Annotated in this window: 17 protein-coding genes and 1 tRNA gene; 8 read left to right on the top strand and 10 right to left on the bottom strand. The window is 66.9% G+C overall.

Going from position 1 to position 15,789, the window contains the following annotated elements; translation table 11 throughout:
• The first annotated feature begins 28 nt into the window (after nucleotides 1-28).
• On the top strand, nucleotides 29-1,237 hold the full coding sequence (locus MUN73_RS03330; RefSeq protein ID WP_250139031.1) for an inorganic phosphate transporter: 1,209 nt from the start codon (nucleotides 29-31) through the stop codon (nucleotides 1,235-1,237).
• 43 nt (nucleotides 1,238-1,280) lie between these two features.
• Here the strand turns inward: MUN73_RS03330 and MUN73_RS03325 are convergent, their stop codons facing one another.
• Complete coding sequence (locus MUN73_RS03325; RefSeq protein ID WP_250139030.1) at nucleotides 1,281-1,712, bottom strand: universal stress protein; 432 nt, start codon at nucleotides 1,710-1,712, stop codon at nucleotides 1,281-1,283.
• Between the two features lie 93 nt (nucleotides 1,713-1,805).
• Here MUN73_RS03325 and MUN73_RS03320 point away from each other — a divergent pair, with 93 nt between their 5' ends.
• Complete coding sequence (locus tag MUN73_RS03320; protein ID WP_250139029.1) at nucleotides 1,806-4,181, top strand: ATP-dependent DNA helicase; 2,376 nt, start codon at nucleotides 1,806-1,808, stop codon at nucleotides 4,179-4,181.
• The gene (gene cgi121, locus MUN73_RS03315; RefSeq protein ID WP_250139028.1) at nucleotides 4,181-4,726 is read left to right on the top strand and encodes a KEOPS complex subunit Cgi121; all 546 of its coding nucleotides are present in this window, start codon (nucleotides 4,181-4,183) and stop codon (nucleotides 4,724-4,726) included. Before MUN73_RS03320 ends, cgi121 begins: the two co-directional genes overlap by 1 nt.
• A 33-nt stretch (nucleotides 4,727-4,759) precedes the next feature.
• On the opposite strand, the gene MUN73_RS03310 is transcribed toward cgi121, so the two are convergent.
• From MUN73_RS03310 to MUN73_RS03300, 3 genes are all read right to left on the bottom strand, one after another.
• Nucleotides 4,760-5,578: an iron-sulfur cluster assembly protein gene (locus tag MUN73_RS03310; protein ID WP_250139027.1), complete on the bottom strand. Its 819-nt coding sequence runs from the start codon at nucleotides 5,576-5,578 to the stop codon at nucleotides 4,760-4,762.
• Nucleotides 5,578-6,642: an amidohydrolase family protein gene (locus MUN73_RS03305; protein WP_250139026.1), complete on the bottom strand. Its 1,065-nt coding sequence runs from the start codon at nucleotides 6,640-6,642 to the stop codon at nucleotides 5,578-5,580. The genes MUN73_RS03310 and MUN73_RS03305 overlap by 1 nt, the downstream gene beginning before the upstream one ends.
• Before the next feature lie 152 nt (nucleotides 6,643-6,794).
• Complete coding sequence (locus MUN73_RS03300) at nucleotides 6,795-7,655, bottom strand: hypothetical protein (protein ID WP_250139025.1); 861 nt, start codon at nucleotides 7,653-7,655, stop codon at nucleotides 6,795-6,797.
• A gap of 149 nt (nucleotides 7,656-7,804) precedes the next feature.
• Between MUN73_RS03300 and MUN73_RS03295 the strand changes: the two genes are divergently transcribed.
• Entirely contained in the window at nucleotides 7,805-8,848 is a 1,044-nt protein-coding gene (locus tag MUN73_RS03295) for an NAD(P)-dependent alcohol dehydrogenase (RefSeq protein ID WP_250139024.1), read from the top strand.
• 79 nt (nucleotides 8,849-8,927) lie between these two features.
• Here the strand turns inward: MUN73_RS03295 and MUN73_RS03290 are convergent, their stop codons facing one another.
• The gene (locus MUN73_RS03290; protein WP_250139023.1) at nucleotides 8,928-9,260 is read right to left on the bottom strand and encodes a DUF4234 domain-containing protein; all 333 of its coding nucleotides are present in this window, start codon (nucleotides 9,258-9,260) and stop codon (nucleotides 8,928-8,930) included.
• A gap of 135 nt (nucleotides 9,261-9,395) precedes the next feature.
• Here MUN73_RS03290 and MUN73_RS03285 point away from each other — a divergent pair, with 135 nt between their 5' ends.
• Nucleotides 9,396-10,766, top strand: coding sequence for an oxidoreductase (locus MUN73_RS03285; RefSeq protein ID WP_250139022.1), 1,371 nt, complete (start codon nucleotides 9,396-9,398; stop codon nucleotides 10,764-10,766).
• A gap of 29 nt (nucleotides 10,767-10,795) precedes the next feature.
• On the opposite strand, the gene MUN73_RS03280 is transcribed toward MUN73_RS03285, so the two are convergent.
• The 3 genes from MUN73_RS03280 to MUN73_RS03270 all read right to left on the bottom strand — a co-directional run bounded on the left by MUN73_RS03280 (nucleotide 10,796) and on the right by MUN73_RS03270 (nucleotide 12,662).
• Entirely contained in the window at nucleotides 10,796-11,539 is a 744-nt protein-coding gene (locus MUN73_RS03280; RefSeq protein WP_250139021.1) for a rhodanese-like domain-containing protein, read from the bottom strand.
• Between the two features lie 130 nt (nucleotides 11,540-11,669).
• Nucleotides 11,670-11,742: transfer RNA gene (locus MUN73_RS03275), tRNA-Gln, on the bottom strand.
• 134 nt (nucleotides 11,743-11,876) lie between these two features.
• Nucleotides 11,877-12,662, bottom strand: a complete 786-nt coding sequence (locus MUN73_RS03270; RefSeq protein WP_250139020.1) for a homing endonuclease associated repeat-containing protein — start codon at nucleotides 12,660-12,662, stop codon at nucleotides 11,877-11,879.
• A gap of 110 nt (nucleotides 12,663-12,772) precedes the next feature.
• Between MUN73_RS03270 and MUN73_RS03265 the strand changes: the two genes are divergently transcribed.
• Nucleotides 12,773-13,363 (top strand): IMP cyclohydrolase, encoded by a 591-nt coding sequence (locus tag MUN73_RS03265; RefSeq protein WP_250139019.1) that lies wholly within the window; start codon nucleotides 12,773-12,775, stop codon nucleotides 13,361-13,363.
• 35 nt (nucleotides 13,364-13,398) lie between these two features.
• Here the strand turns inward: MUN73_RS03265 and MUN73_RS03260 are convergent, their stop codons facing one another.
• Nucleotides 13,399-13,728 (bottom strand): YbjQ family protein, encoded by a 330-nt coding sequence (locus MUN73_RS03260; protein ID WP_250139018.1) that lies wholly within the window; start codon nucleotides 13,726-13,728, stop codon nucleotides 13,399-13,401.
• A gap of 128 nt (nucleotides 13,729-13,856) precedes the next feature.
• On the opposite strand from MUN73_RS03260, the gene MUN73_RS03255 reads away from it, so the two are divergent.
• Both MUN73_RS03255 and cysE read left to right on the top strand, forming a co-directional pair.
• Nucleotides 13,857-14,522, top strand: a complete 666-nt coding sequence (locus MUN73_RS03255; RefSeq protein WP_250139017.1) for a metallophosphoesterase family protein — start codon at nucleotides 13,857-13,859, stop codon at nucleotides 14,520-14,522.
• Nucleotides 14,523-14,704: 182 nt separating this feature from the next.
• Entirely contained in the window at nucleotides 14,705-15,214 is a 510-nt protein-coding gene (gene cysE / locus MUN73_RS03250; RefSeq protein WP_250139016.1) for a serine O-acetyltransferase, read from the top strand.
• A 36-nt stretch (nucleotides 15,215-15,250) separates the two neighbouring features.
• Here cysE and MUN73_RS03245 read toward each other — a convergent pair whose 3' ends face one another.
• Nucleotides 15,251-15,619, bottom strand: coding sequence for a hypothetical protein (locus MUN73_RS03245; RefSeq protein ID WP_250139015.1), 369 nt, complete (start codon nucleotides 15,617-15,619; stop codon nucleotides 15,251-15,253).
• Between the last annotated feature and the right edge of the window lie 170 nt (nucleotides 15,620-15,789).

Here is a 15,789-nt window from a genome sequence, read left to right as displayed (position 1 = left end):
GTCGCGTGGCCGAACGTCGGAGGACGAGATGGTCGCACTGTCGTTCGCCGTGCTCGTCGGGACCGCAATTCTGACCTGTCTGTTCATGGCATGGGTGCTGGGTGCAAACAGCAACTCGCCGCCGTTCGCGCCGGCGATCGGGGCGAACGCCATCTCGACGATGCGGGCGGCGTTCGTGATCGGCCTGCTCGCGGCGGCGGGGGCGCTCTTGCAGGGCGGGAGTATCTCCGAGACCATCGGCGCGGATCTCATCGACGGCGTCGCGATCACCCCGCTCGCGGCCACCGCCGGTCTGCTGACCGCGGCGACGTTCATGGCGATCGGTATCTACACGCGATACCCGATTCCGGCGGCGTTCGCGACCACGGGCGCGATGGTGGGCGTCGGGCTTTCGCTCGGCGGCGACCCGGCGATGGCGACCTACCGGCGACTCGGCACCTTCTGGCTGCTCGTTCCGTTCATGTCCGGCGGCCTGGCGTACGCGACCGCGGTCACCCTGCGCCGCGACGACGTCCCCGAGGCGATCGGCGTCCCGCTTCTCGCAGGCATCGTCGGCGCGATCGTGGCGAACGTCAGGCTCGGCGTGATCCCGGATCCCGACGCCGACCAGGGGACGCTCGCGCGGTTCGTCTCCCGCCAGATCGGCGGCGGCCCGGAACTGGCCGCCGGGATCGACGTCGGGACGGTCCTCGTGACGATCGGCGTCGGCGCGCTCGCGTTCGCCTGGATCCGCAGACGCGTCCTCGCCTCGGTGGAGGGCGGGATCCGGACGTTCCTGCTCGCCCTCGGCGGCATCGTCGCCTTCTCGTCGGGCGGCTCGCAGGTCGGGCTCGCGACCGGCCCGCTCGAGAACCTGTTCCGGATCGAACTCGGCCTCCCCGGAATCACCCTGCTCGCGATCGGGGCCACGGGCATCCTCGCCGGCGCGTGGATGGGCGCGCCGCGACTCCTGCAGGCGACCTCCCGGGAGTACGCCCAGCTTGGCCTGCGCCGATCGATCGCGGCGCTCGTGCCGGGCTTCGTCATCGCGCAGCTGGCGATCGCGCTCGGGATCCCGATCTCGCTCAACAACATCATCCTCTCGGGGGTCATCGGCGGCGGGCTGGCCGCGGGATCGGCCGGCGTCTCCCGGCGCAAGATCGGGTTCACGGTCACGTTCTGGCTGCTGACGCTCGGGAGTTCGATCGTCGTCGGCTACGGCCTCTACCGGGTGCTCGCGATCGCGATCGGCGGCTGACGTCGGCGATCGGGTCCCGGTAGGGCAGACGAAGTGTCGGCCGTCACTCGAGGACGGTTACCGGCCGCGGCGTTCGCTCGACGACCGTGGTCGCGATCCTGCGACCGAGGAACCGCCGCGCGAAGCCCATCGAACCGTCGTCGTGGCCGGACAGAACGACGTGGTCGACGTCTTCCTCGGTCGCGTACTGGGGGACGACCCTTCCGGGTCGCCCTTCGACGGTTTCGATCCGGACCCGATCGCGCGCCCCCTCGTCGACCGCCGATCGGAGTCGGGTGGCGCGATCGCGCGCCGCCGCGGTTCGCTCGTCGCTTCGCTCGAGCACGCCGCCCTCGCTGAGCGGCGCGTCCAGCGGCGTAACGACGGCGAGCAGAGTCACGTCGGCCTCGGAAAACGTCTCGAGGGCGTACGCGAGGGCATCGTCCTCGCCGGGGCGACCGAACGTGGGAACGAGGACTCGATCGGGGTCGATCATGGGCGGGCTTCGCTCGCCACCCTCATCGATCTGTCGACGATTGCTTCCCGTCAAGACGACAGTTTAAACCGCGGGACGCGCCAATCCCGGGTAATGAACGTCGAGGAGCTGTCGGGGCTCCCGCCCGGCGCGATCGAGCACTTCGAGCGCGAGGGGATCGAGGAGCTCTACCCGCCACAGGCAGAGGCGGTCGAAGCCGGTGCGACCGAGGGCGAGAACCTCGTCGCCGCCGTCCCCACCGCCAGCGGGAAGACCATGATCGCCGCGCTCTCGATGCTGTCGGCCGTCGAACGGGGCGGGAAAGCGCTCTACATCGTCCCCCTGCGAGCGCTCGCCAGCGAGAAAAAGGCCGAGTTCGAGGCCTACGAGGGGTTCGGCGTGACGGTCGGCGTCACGACGGGCAACTACGAGAGCACGGACGAGTGGCTCGCGACGAAGGACATCATCGTGGCGACCAGCGAGAAGGTCGACTCGCTCGTGCGCAACGGGGCCGACTGGCTCGCCGATCTCACCTGCGTCGTCAGCGACGAGGTTCACCTCATCGACGACGCCAACCGCGGCCCGACGCTCGAGGTCACCCTCGCCAAACTCCGGCAACTGAATCCCGCGTTGCAGGTCGTCGCGCTCTCGGCGACGGTCGGCAACGCCGACGAGATCGCCGACTGGCTCGACGCCGCGCTCGTCGATACCGACTGGCGGCCGATCGATCTCCGGATGGGGGTCCACTACGGCAACGCCCTCAACTTCGACGACGGCTCGACGCGGGAGGTGCCCGTCGAAGGCTCGGAAAAGCAGGAGGCCGCACTCGTCCGCGACATCCTCCAGGAGGGTGGCTCCTCGCTCGTGTTCGTCAACTCCCGGCGGAACGCGGAGGCCGCTGGCCGTCGTCTCGGGGGGGTCGCGACCCACGAACTGACCGACGACGAGCGGTCGAAGCTGGCCGATCTCGCCGCGGAGATCCGGGACGTCAGTGACACGGAGACCAGCGAGGAACTCGCGGAGTGCGTCGAACGGGGGTCGGCGTTCCACCACGCGGGCCTGGCGAGCGAACACCGATCGCTCGTCGAGGACGCCTTCCGCGATCGGCTCCTGAAGGTGATCTCGGCCACGCCGACGCTCGCGGCCGGGGTGAACACCCCCGCACGCCGGGTCGTCGTCCGCGACTGGCGGCGCTTCAACCCCACCGCGGGCGGGATGGCCCCGCTCGACGTCCTCGAGGTCCACCAGATGATGGGCCGGGCGGGACGCCCCGGGCTCGACCCCTACGGCGAGGCCGTCCTGCTCGCCAAGAGCCACGACGAGAGCGAGGAACTGTTCGATCGCTACGTCTGGGCCGATCCCGAACCCGTGCGATCGAAACTCGCCGCCGAACCCGCCCTGCGAACGCACGTGCTCGCGACGATCGCCTCCGGCTTCGCCCGGACCCGCGGGGGCCTACTGGACTTTCTCGAAGAGACCCTGTACGCGAGTCAATCGACGGAACCAGGTCGACTCGAGCGGGTGGCGGACGACGTCCTCAGCTACCTCGAGCGAAACGACTTCATCGAGCGCGACGGCGGCAACGCGGGGGAGCAGGCGGCCGCCGACGGCTTCACCTCCGCGGCCGAGATGGCCGGTCAGGACGAGGAGGTCGACCTCGAAGCCACCAGCCTCGGCCACACCGTCTCCCGGCTCTACCTCGATCCGATGAGCGCCGCCGAGATCGTCCACGGGCTGGAGTCGGCCGACGATCGACCGACCGCGCTCGGACTCTACCAACTCGTCTCGCGCACGCCCGACATGTACGAACTCTACCTCCGATCGGGCGAGGACGAGCAGTACGGCGAACTGTTCTACGAGCGAGAGGCCGAACTGCTGGGCGACCCGCCGAGCGAGTTCGAGGACGAGCGCTTCGAGGACTGGCTGTCGGCCCTCAAGACGGGGAAACTGCTCGAGGACTGGGCGGAAGAGGACGACGAAGACACGATCACGGAGCGGTACAAGATCGGGCCTGGCGACCTCCGCGGGAAAGTCGACACCGCGGAGTGGCTGCTCGGCGCGGCCGAGTCGCTGGCGAACGAGATCGGTAGCGAGTGGACCGTCGCCGTCCGCGAGGCGCGCGCCCGCGTCGAACACGGCGTCGGCGACGAACTGCTCGAACTCGTCTCGGTCGGCGGCGTCGGCCGCAAACGCGCCCGCCGGCTCTATGAGCGCGGGATCGAGGAGCCCGCCGATCTGCGAACCGCCGACAAGGGCGTCGTCCTCGGCGCGCTGAAAGGCGAGAAGACGGCCGAGACCATCCTCGAGAACGCCGGCCGCGAGGACCCTTCGATGGACGGGGTCGAACCAGCCACGCCGACGGCCGGCACGAGGAGCGGTGGCTCGAACGACGACCGGACCGACGGCGGCGAGGGCACCGGTCGCGCCGACCCGGCACAGGAAGCGAGCGACGACGCGGACGAGAGCCAGTCTAGCCTGGGTGATTTCTGATGGACCTGCTGGAATGCAGACTCGCGATCGACGACCTCGATTCGTTCGTCGCCGACCTCGGCGCGATCGGCGATCGCCACGGGACGACGGTCCAGGCGTTCGACGCGCGGTACGTCGCCGATCGCGCCCACCTCGAACGGGCCGTCGAACTTGCCGATCGGGCGATCGAACGCGGCGAGAACGTCGCCCGCGATCGGGCGGTCGAGATCCTGCTGTACGCCGCCGGCCGCCGCCAGATCGATCGCGCCCTCGAGATGGGGGTCGACGAGGGAGGGGGACCGGCGGTGATACTCGTGGACGGCACGGGCGAGAACGAGGACAAAAACGAGACCGAGGAAACGGCGGCGGCCGACGCCGAGGCGGCGACGATCGAGACACTGGGGGACCTCGACGCAGTCGTCGGAATCGAGCCCACGCTCGACGCCGTCGATCGGGAGACGATCCACACCTTCTTCTCGATCACCGACGCCGAGCGATCGGCGACCGACGCCTCGCTCGGGGCGCTAGTCCGGGAGCGAGTCGCGCTGCTCGAGGTCCAAAAGTAGGCGGCCCGAAACGCGGTCGAGCGACCGATCGGCTCAGTCGTCTCCGGCCTCCTCGAACCGCCGTTCCCTGGCCTCGCGCAATCCGTCGCAGATCCCGCCCTGGCTCGACATGTTGACTTTCGCGAGCCGTCCGCGCCGGTGGACGAGGTCGAACGACCCGGCGTCGATCGGATCCCCCTCGGGCGTCCGGAACAGGACGTCGTCGGAGTCCGAGACGACGCCCGTCGTCCGTGCCTTCTCGAGGTAGCGATCGAGCGGGACCGCCGGAACCGGGACGACGACTGCCTCGCCCTGAACGGCAATCGGGATCCTCTCGGCGTCGTCGTCGGCCGCGGAGACGGCGGCACGATCGGCCGGTCGGTCGAGATCCGCGACGGTGAGGTCGACGATCGTCCCGGGACCGAGTCCGGCCTCGAGCAACGCCTCGATCGCGTCGTACTGGCGTGCGATGCGAGCCTTCCGGTCGAGTTCCACCCGGACAGCGGCGACGTCGCCGTCGGCGTCCGGGAAGGCCTCCGCGAAGGAAAGCCGCTGGTTGACGCCGCGAGTGATCTCGCGCTCGTGCATGTGCTCTCGCAGGACGATCCGCGCGTCCGCGACGTTCGGCAGGGTTTCGACCTCGTCGCGGGCGTCGATCGCCATCATCCACGCGAAGGCGGGCGAACACCACGCCGTCGGCAAGGTGAACCGGACGGTGACGCGGTCGCCGTCGACCTCGATCGCGTCGACGTACTCGAGTTCGACGATCGACCGGTCGAGTTCGGGATCCGTGACGCGATCGAGTCGATCGCGGACGGCGGCCCGATCGGGGCCCTCGGAGCCCGCACCGTCGGTCGGTTCGGGTGTCGACATCAGTCGTCGGCCGCCGCCGGTTCTTCGCTCGCGTAGTGGTCACCGAGATCGAACTGCTGGCTGATCTCGTCGTCCTGGAACGTCCGGCGTTTCTCCTCGATGTCGATATCGTACAGTTCGGCGGCGTTCTCGCCCATCACTTTCCGTTTCGTCTCGAGATCCCACTCGACGCCGTACTCCGCGCGGTGTTCCGGGGTGAGTTCGGCCTCCATGACCTCCTCGACGAGCCAGTCGGGGTTCCAGATCGCGTAATCCGAGCCGAACAGCACACGGTCCTCGCCGAGCCACCAGAGCAGTTCCGAGAGGATCTCGGAGAACTTGCCGGGGCGGTTCTGGGCGAACGGGGCGGCGACTGCGAGTCCGCCGTAAACGTTCGGCTCCTGGGCGGCGATCCAGCAGAAGTCGTCGAGTCGGGGGAGGCCGACGTGTTCGACGACGAAATTCAGTTCGGGGAACGACGACGCAGCGTCGTCGACGTCTTTCACGTCGAAGGCGTCGCGATTGAGCGGCCGAATCGTCGGCCCCTTGTGCGGGTGTATGTTCTCGATACCGAGTTCCTGGCACTTCTCCAAGAACCGGAACGCCTCCTCGTCGTCGAGTCGCCACCCCTTCGAGTCGCCGCGCCACTCGGCAGTGTAGAGTTTGACGCCCGGAATGTCGTACGTCTCGTGAAGTTCTTCGAGATACTCGATCCCGTCGTCGCCGTCCCGGGGGTCGAACGTCCCGTTGAGGACGAACCGTTCGGGGTACTCGGTCGCCAGTTCGGCGTTCTGGTGGGTCGTGTTGAACCCCTCGTCGTAGAAGTCGGTCAGGTACGTCGGCTGGAAGATTCCCATGTCGGCGGCGGCGTTGCCGAACAGGTCCTCGACCATCCGATCGGCCCCGTAGTGACGATACTCCGACATATCCCACTGGCGCTCCTCCGGCGTGAACGTCGTGTGGTAGTCGTAGAAGCACTGGATGAACTCCTCGCCACCCTCGTGGACGATGTTGTCCTCCCTGGCATCCCACAGGTGGACGTGCGCGTCGATGACGAACACGTCCTCACCGTCGTGTTGGTACATCGTACCGTGATACACGGTACCAGGGATCATTTTCTTTTTTACGTTTCGGGGAGACTATATTCGAGGATGACTGAATCGGTTGGTTCGAGGTACCGACCGGCCTTCGGACGGGAACGAGACGATGCGTCGAGAGACCCCCCAGTCCGAGTCGATCACCGGTACCCCAGCTGACGCAACCGCTCTTCGACCCGGACTCCGGTCGCCTCCGACGTCTCGCCCGTGCTGATCGTTCGCCGCTCCCCGTCGATCGCCGCCCAGGGGACGACGACCAGTTCCGGAAACCGGAGCCGGGCCTTGTGTGCATAGAGGCCGAGCGATCGCTTGAGCCCGGTCGAGTACAGCCGACCGTGGTCCGCCGTAATCACCGATCGGCCGGGGAGCGTCCGTGAGAGATCGAGGGCGTACGAGAGCCCGTATTCGAGATTCTCGGTGTACGCTCGCCAGTGCGCGGCTTCGTTCTCGGAGGGGTCATCGACGTCGCTTCCGACGAAGGGACCGTGCGGTTGCATGAAGTGAACGATGAGTCGTTTGTGCGGGTACTCCTCGTTCGCCGCGATCGCGGCGTCGACGACGGTTTCGGGGAGGACGACGCCGGCCTCGTCGTCGAACTCCCTCTCCCAGAGTTCGACGACTTCGTGAAAGCAATCGCCGGCGACGAGCGCCGTGTGCGGATTCGCCGAGACGTACACCGTATCTCCGAACTCCCGCTCTCCGAAGTTTCGCCGCATCCACTCGCTGGAATGGCTCCCGAGGCTCACGACGCGCCTGTACTCGTCGAACATCTCGACGTCGGCGACCGTTTCGAAGAAATCGGCGCGGCAGGCATCGAGCACGACGAGCGTGTCCCAGTCCTCGTCCATGACCCGGACCGCCTCGTCGTAGCCCGGATACGCGGGGTGGAGTCGGGTCAGCGTGCCGACCACGTACGGCACGAAGACGCGATTGCGCCACCAGTCGATTGAGTCGTAGTTCTCGCGGATTTCGGAGACTGCCCGGCGTATCCCCGGTACCATGTTCCACGATCACCACCGACGCACACATCAATAACAGGGGTCAGCTACGTTCCGTGCGACGGTTCCGTCGAACCGTCGATCGCCGTCAGCGAGCGCCGGGTTCGCCGCGGGGATTTTTATCGTAGTACGGTGTGTCATCCGGTGCCACTATGCAAGCAGCCAGACTCCACGAGTACACCGACGACATGAGCGAGGCACTGTCGATCGACGACGTCGATCGCCCGGAGATCGATCGATCGGACGGCGTCCTCGTCGAGGTCGAGGGCGCGGGCTGGTGCCAGACGGACAACCACATCATCGAGGGGATGTGGGAGGAGTACGCGCCCCAGGACCTGCCGATGACGCTCGGCCACGAGAACGCCGGCATCGTCGCCGAAACGGGCGACGAAGTAACGCTCGTCGAGGAGGGCGATCCGGTGATCTGTCACCCCGTCCAGACCTGTGGCATCTGTCGGCCCTGCCGCCTCGGCGAGGACATGTACTGCGAGAACAGCGCGTTCAACGGCCTCACGACCGACGGCGGCTTCGCCGAGTACCTCCGGACGAACGAGCGAGCGGTGATCCCGCTCCCCGACGGTGTCGACCCGACGGAGATCGCGCCCCACGCGGACGCGGGGATCACGGCCTACCACGCCGTGAAGAAGGCGGTCGACGAACTGAACCCCGGCGACACCAGCGTCGTCATCGGCGTCGGCGGCCTGGGCCACATCGGCATCCAGTGTCTCGACGCGATGAGCGCCGCGGACATCGTCGCCGTCGACATCAAGGACGAGGCGCTCGAACTCGCCGACGAGTTGGGCGCTCGCCACACGGTCAACTCCGCCGAGGAGGACCTCGCCGACGTCGTCGCGGACCTGACCGACGACGCGGGGGCCCAGCAGGTCGTCGACTTCGTCGGCCGGGACGAGACGACCGCACTGGCACCCGAGATCGTCGCCGCCGGCGGCGACCACCACATCGTCGGCTACGGCGGCCACATCCACGAACCCAGTCAGGCGCTGGTCAACGGCGAGTTCGCCTTCAGAGGGACCCTGGTCGGCAAGTACGCCGAACTCCAGGAACTCGTCTCGCTCGTCGATCGCGGCGCGGTCGAGTTGCACACCGAACGACACGATCTCGACGAGATCAACACGGTCGCGGAACGGCTCGAACACAACGAGATCGAGGGCCGCGCGGTCGTGTTGCCGCCCTGACTCCGGCGACGGCTCGTCGGAGTTCGTTCGCCGACGGTGGTTTCATACGGTCTATTGTGATTCGTTACAACGATCCGTATCAGTTCGCCGTGACGTCGTTCATCCCGGACTGGACCCAGTACCAGGACAGCGGCGGCACGAAGAGAAACAGGACGAACAGGACGATCTTGCTCTGGTCGGTGACGGCCTCGGCGGCGTCGGAGATCTGCCAGAGCGCGATGACGTTCAGGAGCGGAACGAACGCCAGGATCGGTGTCAGACTCGCGTCCGTCCCGTCGTCCAGTTGTCGGGCGGTGCTGTACGTCCAGTAGAGCGTGTAGAACCCGAGCGTGACGATCGCTAGCATGATCTGGATGCCGAGCGATCCTCGTTCGAACGCCGATCGATCACTGACAGTTGAATCTCCAGACATCACCATTCACATCATATACCAATCATATAAATACTTCTATTAGGCCCTTACTGGACGATCAGAAACAGTCCGAAAGGAGACTTCCCGGCGCGCGATCGCCACCACGCTCTTGTACGCACCCGTCGAAGCCCGGCCATGGCCAGCCTCGAGGATCCGATCGAAATCGGCGGGCTGACGGTTCCCAACCGACTCTACCGCGCGCCGTTGCTCGAGTGTGCGGGCAACGGCCCCGACGCCGTCGATACCCTGATTGACGACCTCGAACCCGCCGCGGAATCGGGCGTCGGCCTCATCTGTCAGGGCGCGACGATCGTCCGCGGCGAGGGCGGGTGTGCCGCACCGGGGATGACCCGCATCCACGACCCCGACTTCGTCTCGCGACTGTCGCGGCTGACCGATCGGATCCACGACCACGGGAGCCGGATCTTCGTCCAGCTCGAACACGGCGGCCTCCGGAGCATGGAGACGTGGCACGCCGAGTACCGCCGGGAGCATCCGGACCTCGAACAACTCGCGGTGTCGCGACCGCCGTGGCAGTTACGGGCCCTCGATCGGCTCGGCTTCCTCTCGTACGATCCCCACGTCCTCTCGACGAACGAGGTGTACGACCTCGCCGCGGATTTCGGCCGGGCGGCCGGCCGCGCCGTCGACGCGGGTTACGACGGGATCCACCTCGCGGGGGCGAACATGGGCATCGTCCAGCAGTTCCTGTCGCCGTTCTACAACCGTCGCGGCGACGAGTTCGGCGGCTCGCCCGAGGCCCGACTCGAGTTTCTCGCGCTCGTCCACGACGAGATCCGCGATCGGGCCGGCGACGTCCCCCTGATAACGAAGGTGCCCGCGGAGACGCCCGCGCCGCCCGCACCGATCGTCCGCCGCAAGCTCTCGCTCGACGACGGCGTCGAGATCGCCCGGCGACTCGAGCGGATCGGCTACGACGCGGTGGTCCCCGTGCAGACGTCGGTCGCCTGGGACATGAGCATCGTCCGCGGCGAGTACCCCGATCGGGCCTGGGCGAACGAGGCGCTCCAGGAGGGGTACGACGCGGCGTTCGGCGGGCCGGCCCGGAAACGACTCGTCGCCCTCGGAAATCGCGTGCAGTCGCTCCAGTACGACTTCGACCCCGCGTGGAACGCGGACTTCTGTCGCCGGGTGTACGAGCGGGTGTCGATCCCGGTCCTCGCCGAAGGCGGGATTCGCGAACGAGGGCAGATCGATCGACTGCTCGGCGACGGCGTGACGGACGAGGCTGGTGCGGGCGGCGGGAACGGCTCGGCACCTGTCTGCGACGCAGTCGGGATGGCCCGGCCGTTCTACGCCGAGCCCCGACTGGGAGCGCGATTACTCGACACGGACAACGGGGCGACGCGGGTGCTCTGTGAGAACTGTAACAACTGCACGGTGCCGCAGGTGACCGGCGCGCCGGGAATCTGCCGAACGCCGGACGTACTCCGGAAGCGCGGCGAACTCGAGCAAAACGGGGCCTACGAGTCGGCCGAACTGTAGCGACTCGGACGTGACCGACTCGACGGGGATTAGCCCGTGACGACGTCGCTCGTGAGGGCCGCGAGCGTCCCCTCGACGGTGTAATCGGGCGCTTCGACCCGGAACCGGGAGTCGGTGGACCCGCCGTAGTGAAGCTGAAGGGTGTACGAGCCGTCGTCGGCGATCGGTGCCGCCTCGAGCCGATCCGCGTCGACCTGCTCTAACATGACCATCTCGCCGGCGTAGGCGGGGTCGGACCAGCCCTGAATCTCGTACGTCTCCCGCTCCGCCGAGACCGCCGACCCCGCGAGCGGATAGCCGCGGTCGATCCACGCGCCGAATCCCTCGTCGAGCGCGTACACCTCTTCGTAACCCTCGTCGATCAACCACGCGGCGCGCAACCCCGAGAGGTGATGCGGACAGCCACAGTAGGTGACGATCCGGTCGTCCGTGTCCCAGTCGTCGAGCGAATCGCCCCCCTCGCCGTCTGGTGCAGGACTCAGCGGCGCCCCGACGATGTGGGCCTGCTCGTACTGGTCCGACCCGCGCGCATCGGCGATCCTTGCCTCCTGTCGCTGGTACCAGTAGAAGACGTCGTCGATCGGCGCGAGCGGAACCGTGACCCCCTCGAACGTCTGCGTCTGGTAGCTCCCGGTGTCGATCGATCGCTCTTCGGGGACCGTCTCCGGTTCCGGGCCGTAGCCGTCGGGGTCGCTGTCGTCGCTCCCGAGACAGCCAGCGACGCCGCCGAGTGTCGCCGCCCCGCCGATCGCCAGGAACGTCCGTCGATTCATACGTGATCGGTAGTATCGATGGGAAAATATGGTTTCTGGTGCGGGACCGATCAGTCGGAAACCCCTTCGTTTCGACTGGAGATCGATGGCCGAGACTGAGAAGATGTTCCAGACGAAAGAAGCTGAGGAGTAGTCCATGCTGGATTCGAACCAGCGTCCCGAGCCCCAGAAGCTCGGAGGATTGGCCGCTACCCTAATGGACTTGACATGTTTCGCCGGTCTCGATTACCGACGACGTACCAGTCTGTAGTGGGTGTCCATATTAGAGTGTTACGAACTGGACCGAGGAGTCGGAACGATCAGACAGCCAGGAGAGACACGAAGTACAGATCCCTCTTCACGGGGATGACAGGTCGTAGTGCTCTTTTCGGTGGCAGTTCGCACAGAGAACGAGACACCGTTCAATTTCGGTACGGATACGCTCTTTCGATCGGCCATTCGCAGTCAACTCCGCGACAGTCGCTTCTTTTTCATCACCCACGTGATGATAATCCAGATAGGCGGGATTTGACTTATCACATCGATCGCATCCAGCGTCACGTTTGCGATCGTGAACCCACTGCCTGCGCTCTTCTTTCGGTGGTGTGTAGTGCACCATCCGGTGGCAATTGGCACACAGAACGTCACATTTTGCAATCTCGTCGCGAAGTGCGTCTTTCCCGTAGCCGAACGTAACCATTCGTCCGACTGCCATCTTTTTGCTTTCTCCATCAGCGTGATGAAAGTCGAGACATGCGGCAGTATCGATGCCACACCGTGAGCATCCACGTTCACGCTTCCGATCGTTGAGCCACGAACGAAGCCGGGAACGACGGCGTAGAGACCGCTTCGCGTTCCATTCGGCGTTTCGATAGTGCCACCGCTGGTCGACAGAAAGGTCGTCCCACGAGGTTTCCGCAGGCAGTTCGACATCGTCCGGTTTCGGTCCAACTCTGGACCCTCTCGAATACGAGGTTTCCAGCCCTGCCCGTTCTTTCGCATCGTTCCATCCTCCCATCGTCCTGATTATCGTCGCGGACGCTGGCTGCAATCCGAGTTCCTCGTACTGTGCTTTCGTGGGCGACTCGCCGAGCCGATCGGCCGCCTCCCGTAACGCATCGAGACAGTCCGCTTCGGTGGTCACACCCCCGTTCGCCGCGGTATCGTATATAAAGTCGCGGCGCCTCTGCTGGGATCGATCGCGGCCCGCGGCGAACCGACATCCCTTTTCCCCTCTCCCGCGCACCCCCGAGTATGTACGTTGGACGCTTCGTCGTCGTCGGTCCCGACGTCGGCGCCTACCGGGTGTCGTCGCGATCGTTCCCGAACCGAAAAATCACCGCCCGCGAGGAGGCGCTCACCGTCGGTCCCACCGCGGACGCCCCGGAGACGGACAATCCCTACGTCTCCTACAACTGCCTGCGCGTCGTCGACACCCCGACGGGCGAGACGGCCGCCTTCGGCAACGGCTCGCACGTCGATCCGATCGCGGAGAAACTCGAGCTGGGCTATCCGGCCCGGGACGCGCTCGCGGAGAGCCTGCTGGCGCTCGACTACGAGAAGGACGACTACGACACGCCGCGGATCGCGGCGACGATCGGTGCCGACGGCGAGGCGTTGATCGGCACCGTTCGCAAGGACGCGCTACTGGTCGAGACCGTCGACGAACCGACGCTCGTGGCGACCTACGAAACGAACGCGCCCGAGGCGATCGAATTCGGGGCAGAGAGTGCCTCCGAGGCCGCCAGCGAGGCCTACGCTCACGAGTTCGAGCACGCGGTCTGTGCCGCCGGCGTCGCGCGGACCGACGACGGCTTCGAGACGGCGATCGAGAACGGCGACTGATCGCCGACGGGCATCCGGTCTCGACCGCGGTGCGGTTACTCCCGCCGCGTCTTCACCGCGGTGCCCGAGAGGTTGACCCAGAGCATCCCCTCGGCCATCTCCTCGTAGTCGAACGAGGCGCCGACGACGGCGTCGGCCCCGAGTTCGCGGGCCTCCGCGCGGATGTCGTCGATCGCTTCCTGGCGTCCCGTCTCGATTTTCTTCTCGTACGAACCGCTTCGTCCGCCGACGACGTCGCGAATGCCAGCCGCGATGTCGCTGACGACGTTCGCGCCCATGACCGCTTCGCCGGAGACGACGCCGAGGTATTCGGTGACCTCCCGTCCGTCGAGGCCGTCCGTCGTCGTGATGGTGATATCCGACATGCAGGTGACCGTGCGCACGGGGGGAACATAAACGTGGAGTCGGAGTTGCAGACTCGGTAACTCCGGGACGCAGCGGGAGAGCGATCGCCGCCCAACCTACATACCGCTGGCACCTGTTACCTGCGCGTATGCAGATCGGGCTCATCTCCGACGTTCACGGGAACCGGGTCGCCCTCGAGACCGTCCTCGACGACATGCCGCCGGTGGGCGGACTCGTCTGTGCGGGCGACGTCGTCGGCTACAACCCCTGGCCTGCCGACTGCGTCGACGAACTCCGCGATCGGGCGGTGCCGACGGTGATGGGAAACCACGACGCCGCCATCGAGGGGTCCGCGTTCCGCTTCAACCGGATGGCCCAGGCGGGGGTCGAACACGCACGGGAGCAACTCTCGGACGACCAGCGCGCGTGGCTCGCCGACCTGCCCGTCGAGCGTCGCGAGTACGGTGGGCGGCTCAAAGTCGTCCACGGCCACCCCGACGATCCCGATCGGTACATGCGCTACACCCGACCGCACGAGTTCTCGGCCCGCTTGCTCGGCGACGAGGACGTCCTCGTGCTCGGCCACACCCACGTCCAGCACGTCGAACGGTACGCCGACGGGATCGTGGTCAATCCCGGGAGCGTCGGCCAGCCGCGCGACGGCGATCCGCGGGCGGCCTACGCCGTCGTCGACCTCGACGGCCTGACCGTCGAGACGCACCGCGTCGAGTACGACGTCGACGCCGTCCAGGCGGCCGTCGCCGAGGCTGGCCTGCCCGATCGGATCGGGAGCCGACTCGCCCGCGGGGAGTAGGCGGCCCCTTTTATGGTATCCGAACTGATACTGTCGGCTATGGGACGACCCGGCCATCCCGCGTGCACCGATACGAATCGCTCCCGCCGCGCAGTGGCCGGCTGTTGCCCGCCGACGCTGGATCGGCGGTCGATCGCAGTTGCGCGGACCGATCGAGCACCGGCGGAGAGCCACGATCACCGATGATCGGGCGGCTTCGCGAGGATATTGCGGCGATGCTCGAACGGGACCCCGCCGCGAAGGGGTGGCTCGAGGTGCTGCTGTCGTACCCTGGCCTCCACGCCGTCTGGAGCCACCGCGGGATCCATCGACTCTGGAACCACGACTACCGACTCGCCGCGCGACTGCTTTCCCACGTCGTCCGCTGGCTCACCGGCGTCGAGATCCACCCCGCCGCGTCGATCGGTCGGCGCGTGACGATCGATCACGGGATGGGCGTCGTGATCGGCGAGACGGCCGAGATCGGCGACGACGTCCACATGTACCACGGCGTCACGCTCGGCGGCGACGCGAACGAACCGGTCAAGCGCCACCCCACGATCGAGGACGGCGTCCGGATCGGCGCGAACGCGACGCTGCTCGGCGACATCACGATCGGCGAAGACGCGACCGTCGGTGCGGGATCGGTCGTCAGGTCGGACGTCGAGGCCGGAGCGATCGTCGCCGGCGTGCCAGCGAAGCGGGTCGATTGAGAAGCGGAGGCACGTGGGGAGTCGACGGTGCCCGGACTACTGCTGTTCCTCGCTCACCGTGCCGTCGGTGCCCGATGGCGACCCCTCGGCGGGGACGCCCTCGCCCGTCGTGACGCTCTCTGCGGACTGTTCGGCGTCCGACGACGTCGCTCCGGGGTCCGGATCGGAGACGTACCCGAGTTCGAACCAGAGTTTCGCCGTGCAGTCCATCGCCGCCTCGTCGAGTTCTGTTTCGTCCGCCTGCTGATCGAGGTAGGCGTTACAGCGGCCGTGTTTGACGACGTTCATCAGCGTGGCCGCGGAGCCACACTCCGGGCAGTCGATGTAGTACGTTCCCTCGTCGTTCTGGTGCCACGAGTCGGGCGTCAGTTCGGTGTAGGCCGCGTCCTCGTTCCGTCCACTCATGGCCGGATACTCGGGACCGACGCGGGTAAAGGGGGGCCCGGAGTACGCAACCCGCGACTGGGTAGCGGAACGATCGATCTGTACAGCAGTCAGACCAGCGGATCGGCCGGGATACCAGTCAGACCAGCGGATCGGCCGGGATACCAGTCAGACCAGCGGATCGGCCGGGA

Origin of the sequence: Halosolutus amylolyticus, assembly GCF_023566055.1 — an archaeon.
In the GTDB taxonomy this organism is placed as follows: Archaea; Halobacteriota; Halobacteria; order Halobacteriales; family Natrialbaceae; genus Halosolutus; species Halosolutus amylolyticus.
Note: the sequence above shows the minus strand (reverse complement) of the source record. Positions and strands in the feature narration are given on the sequence as shown.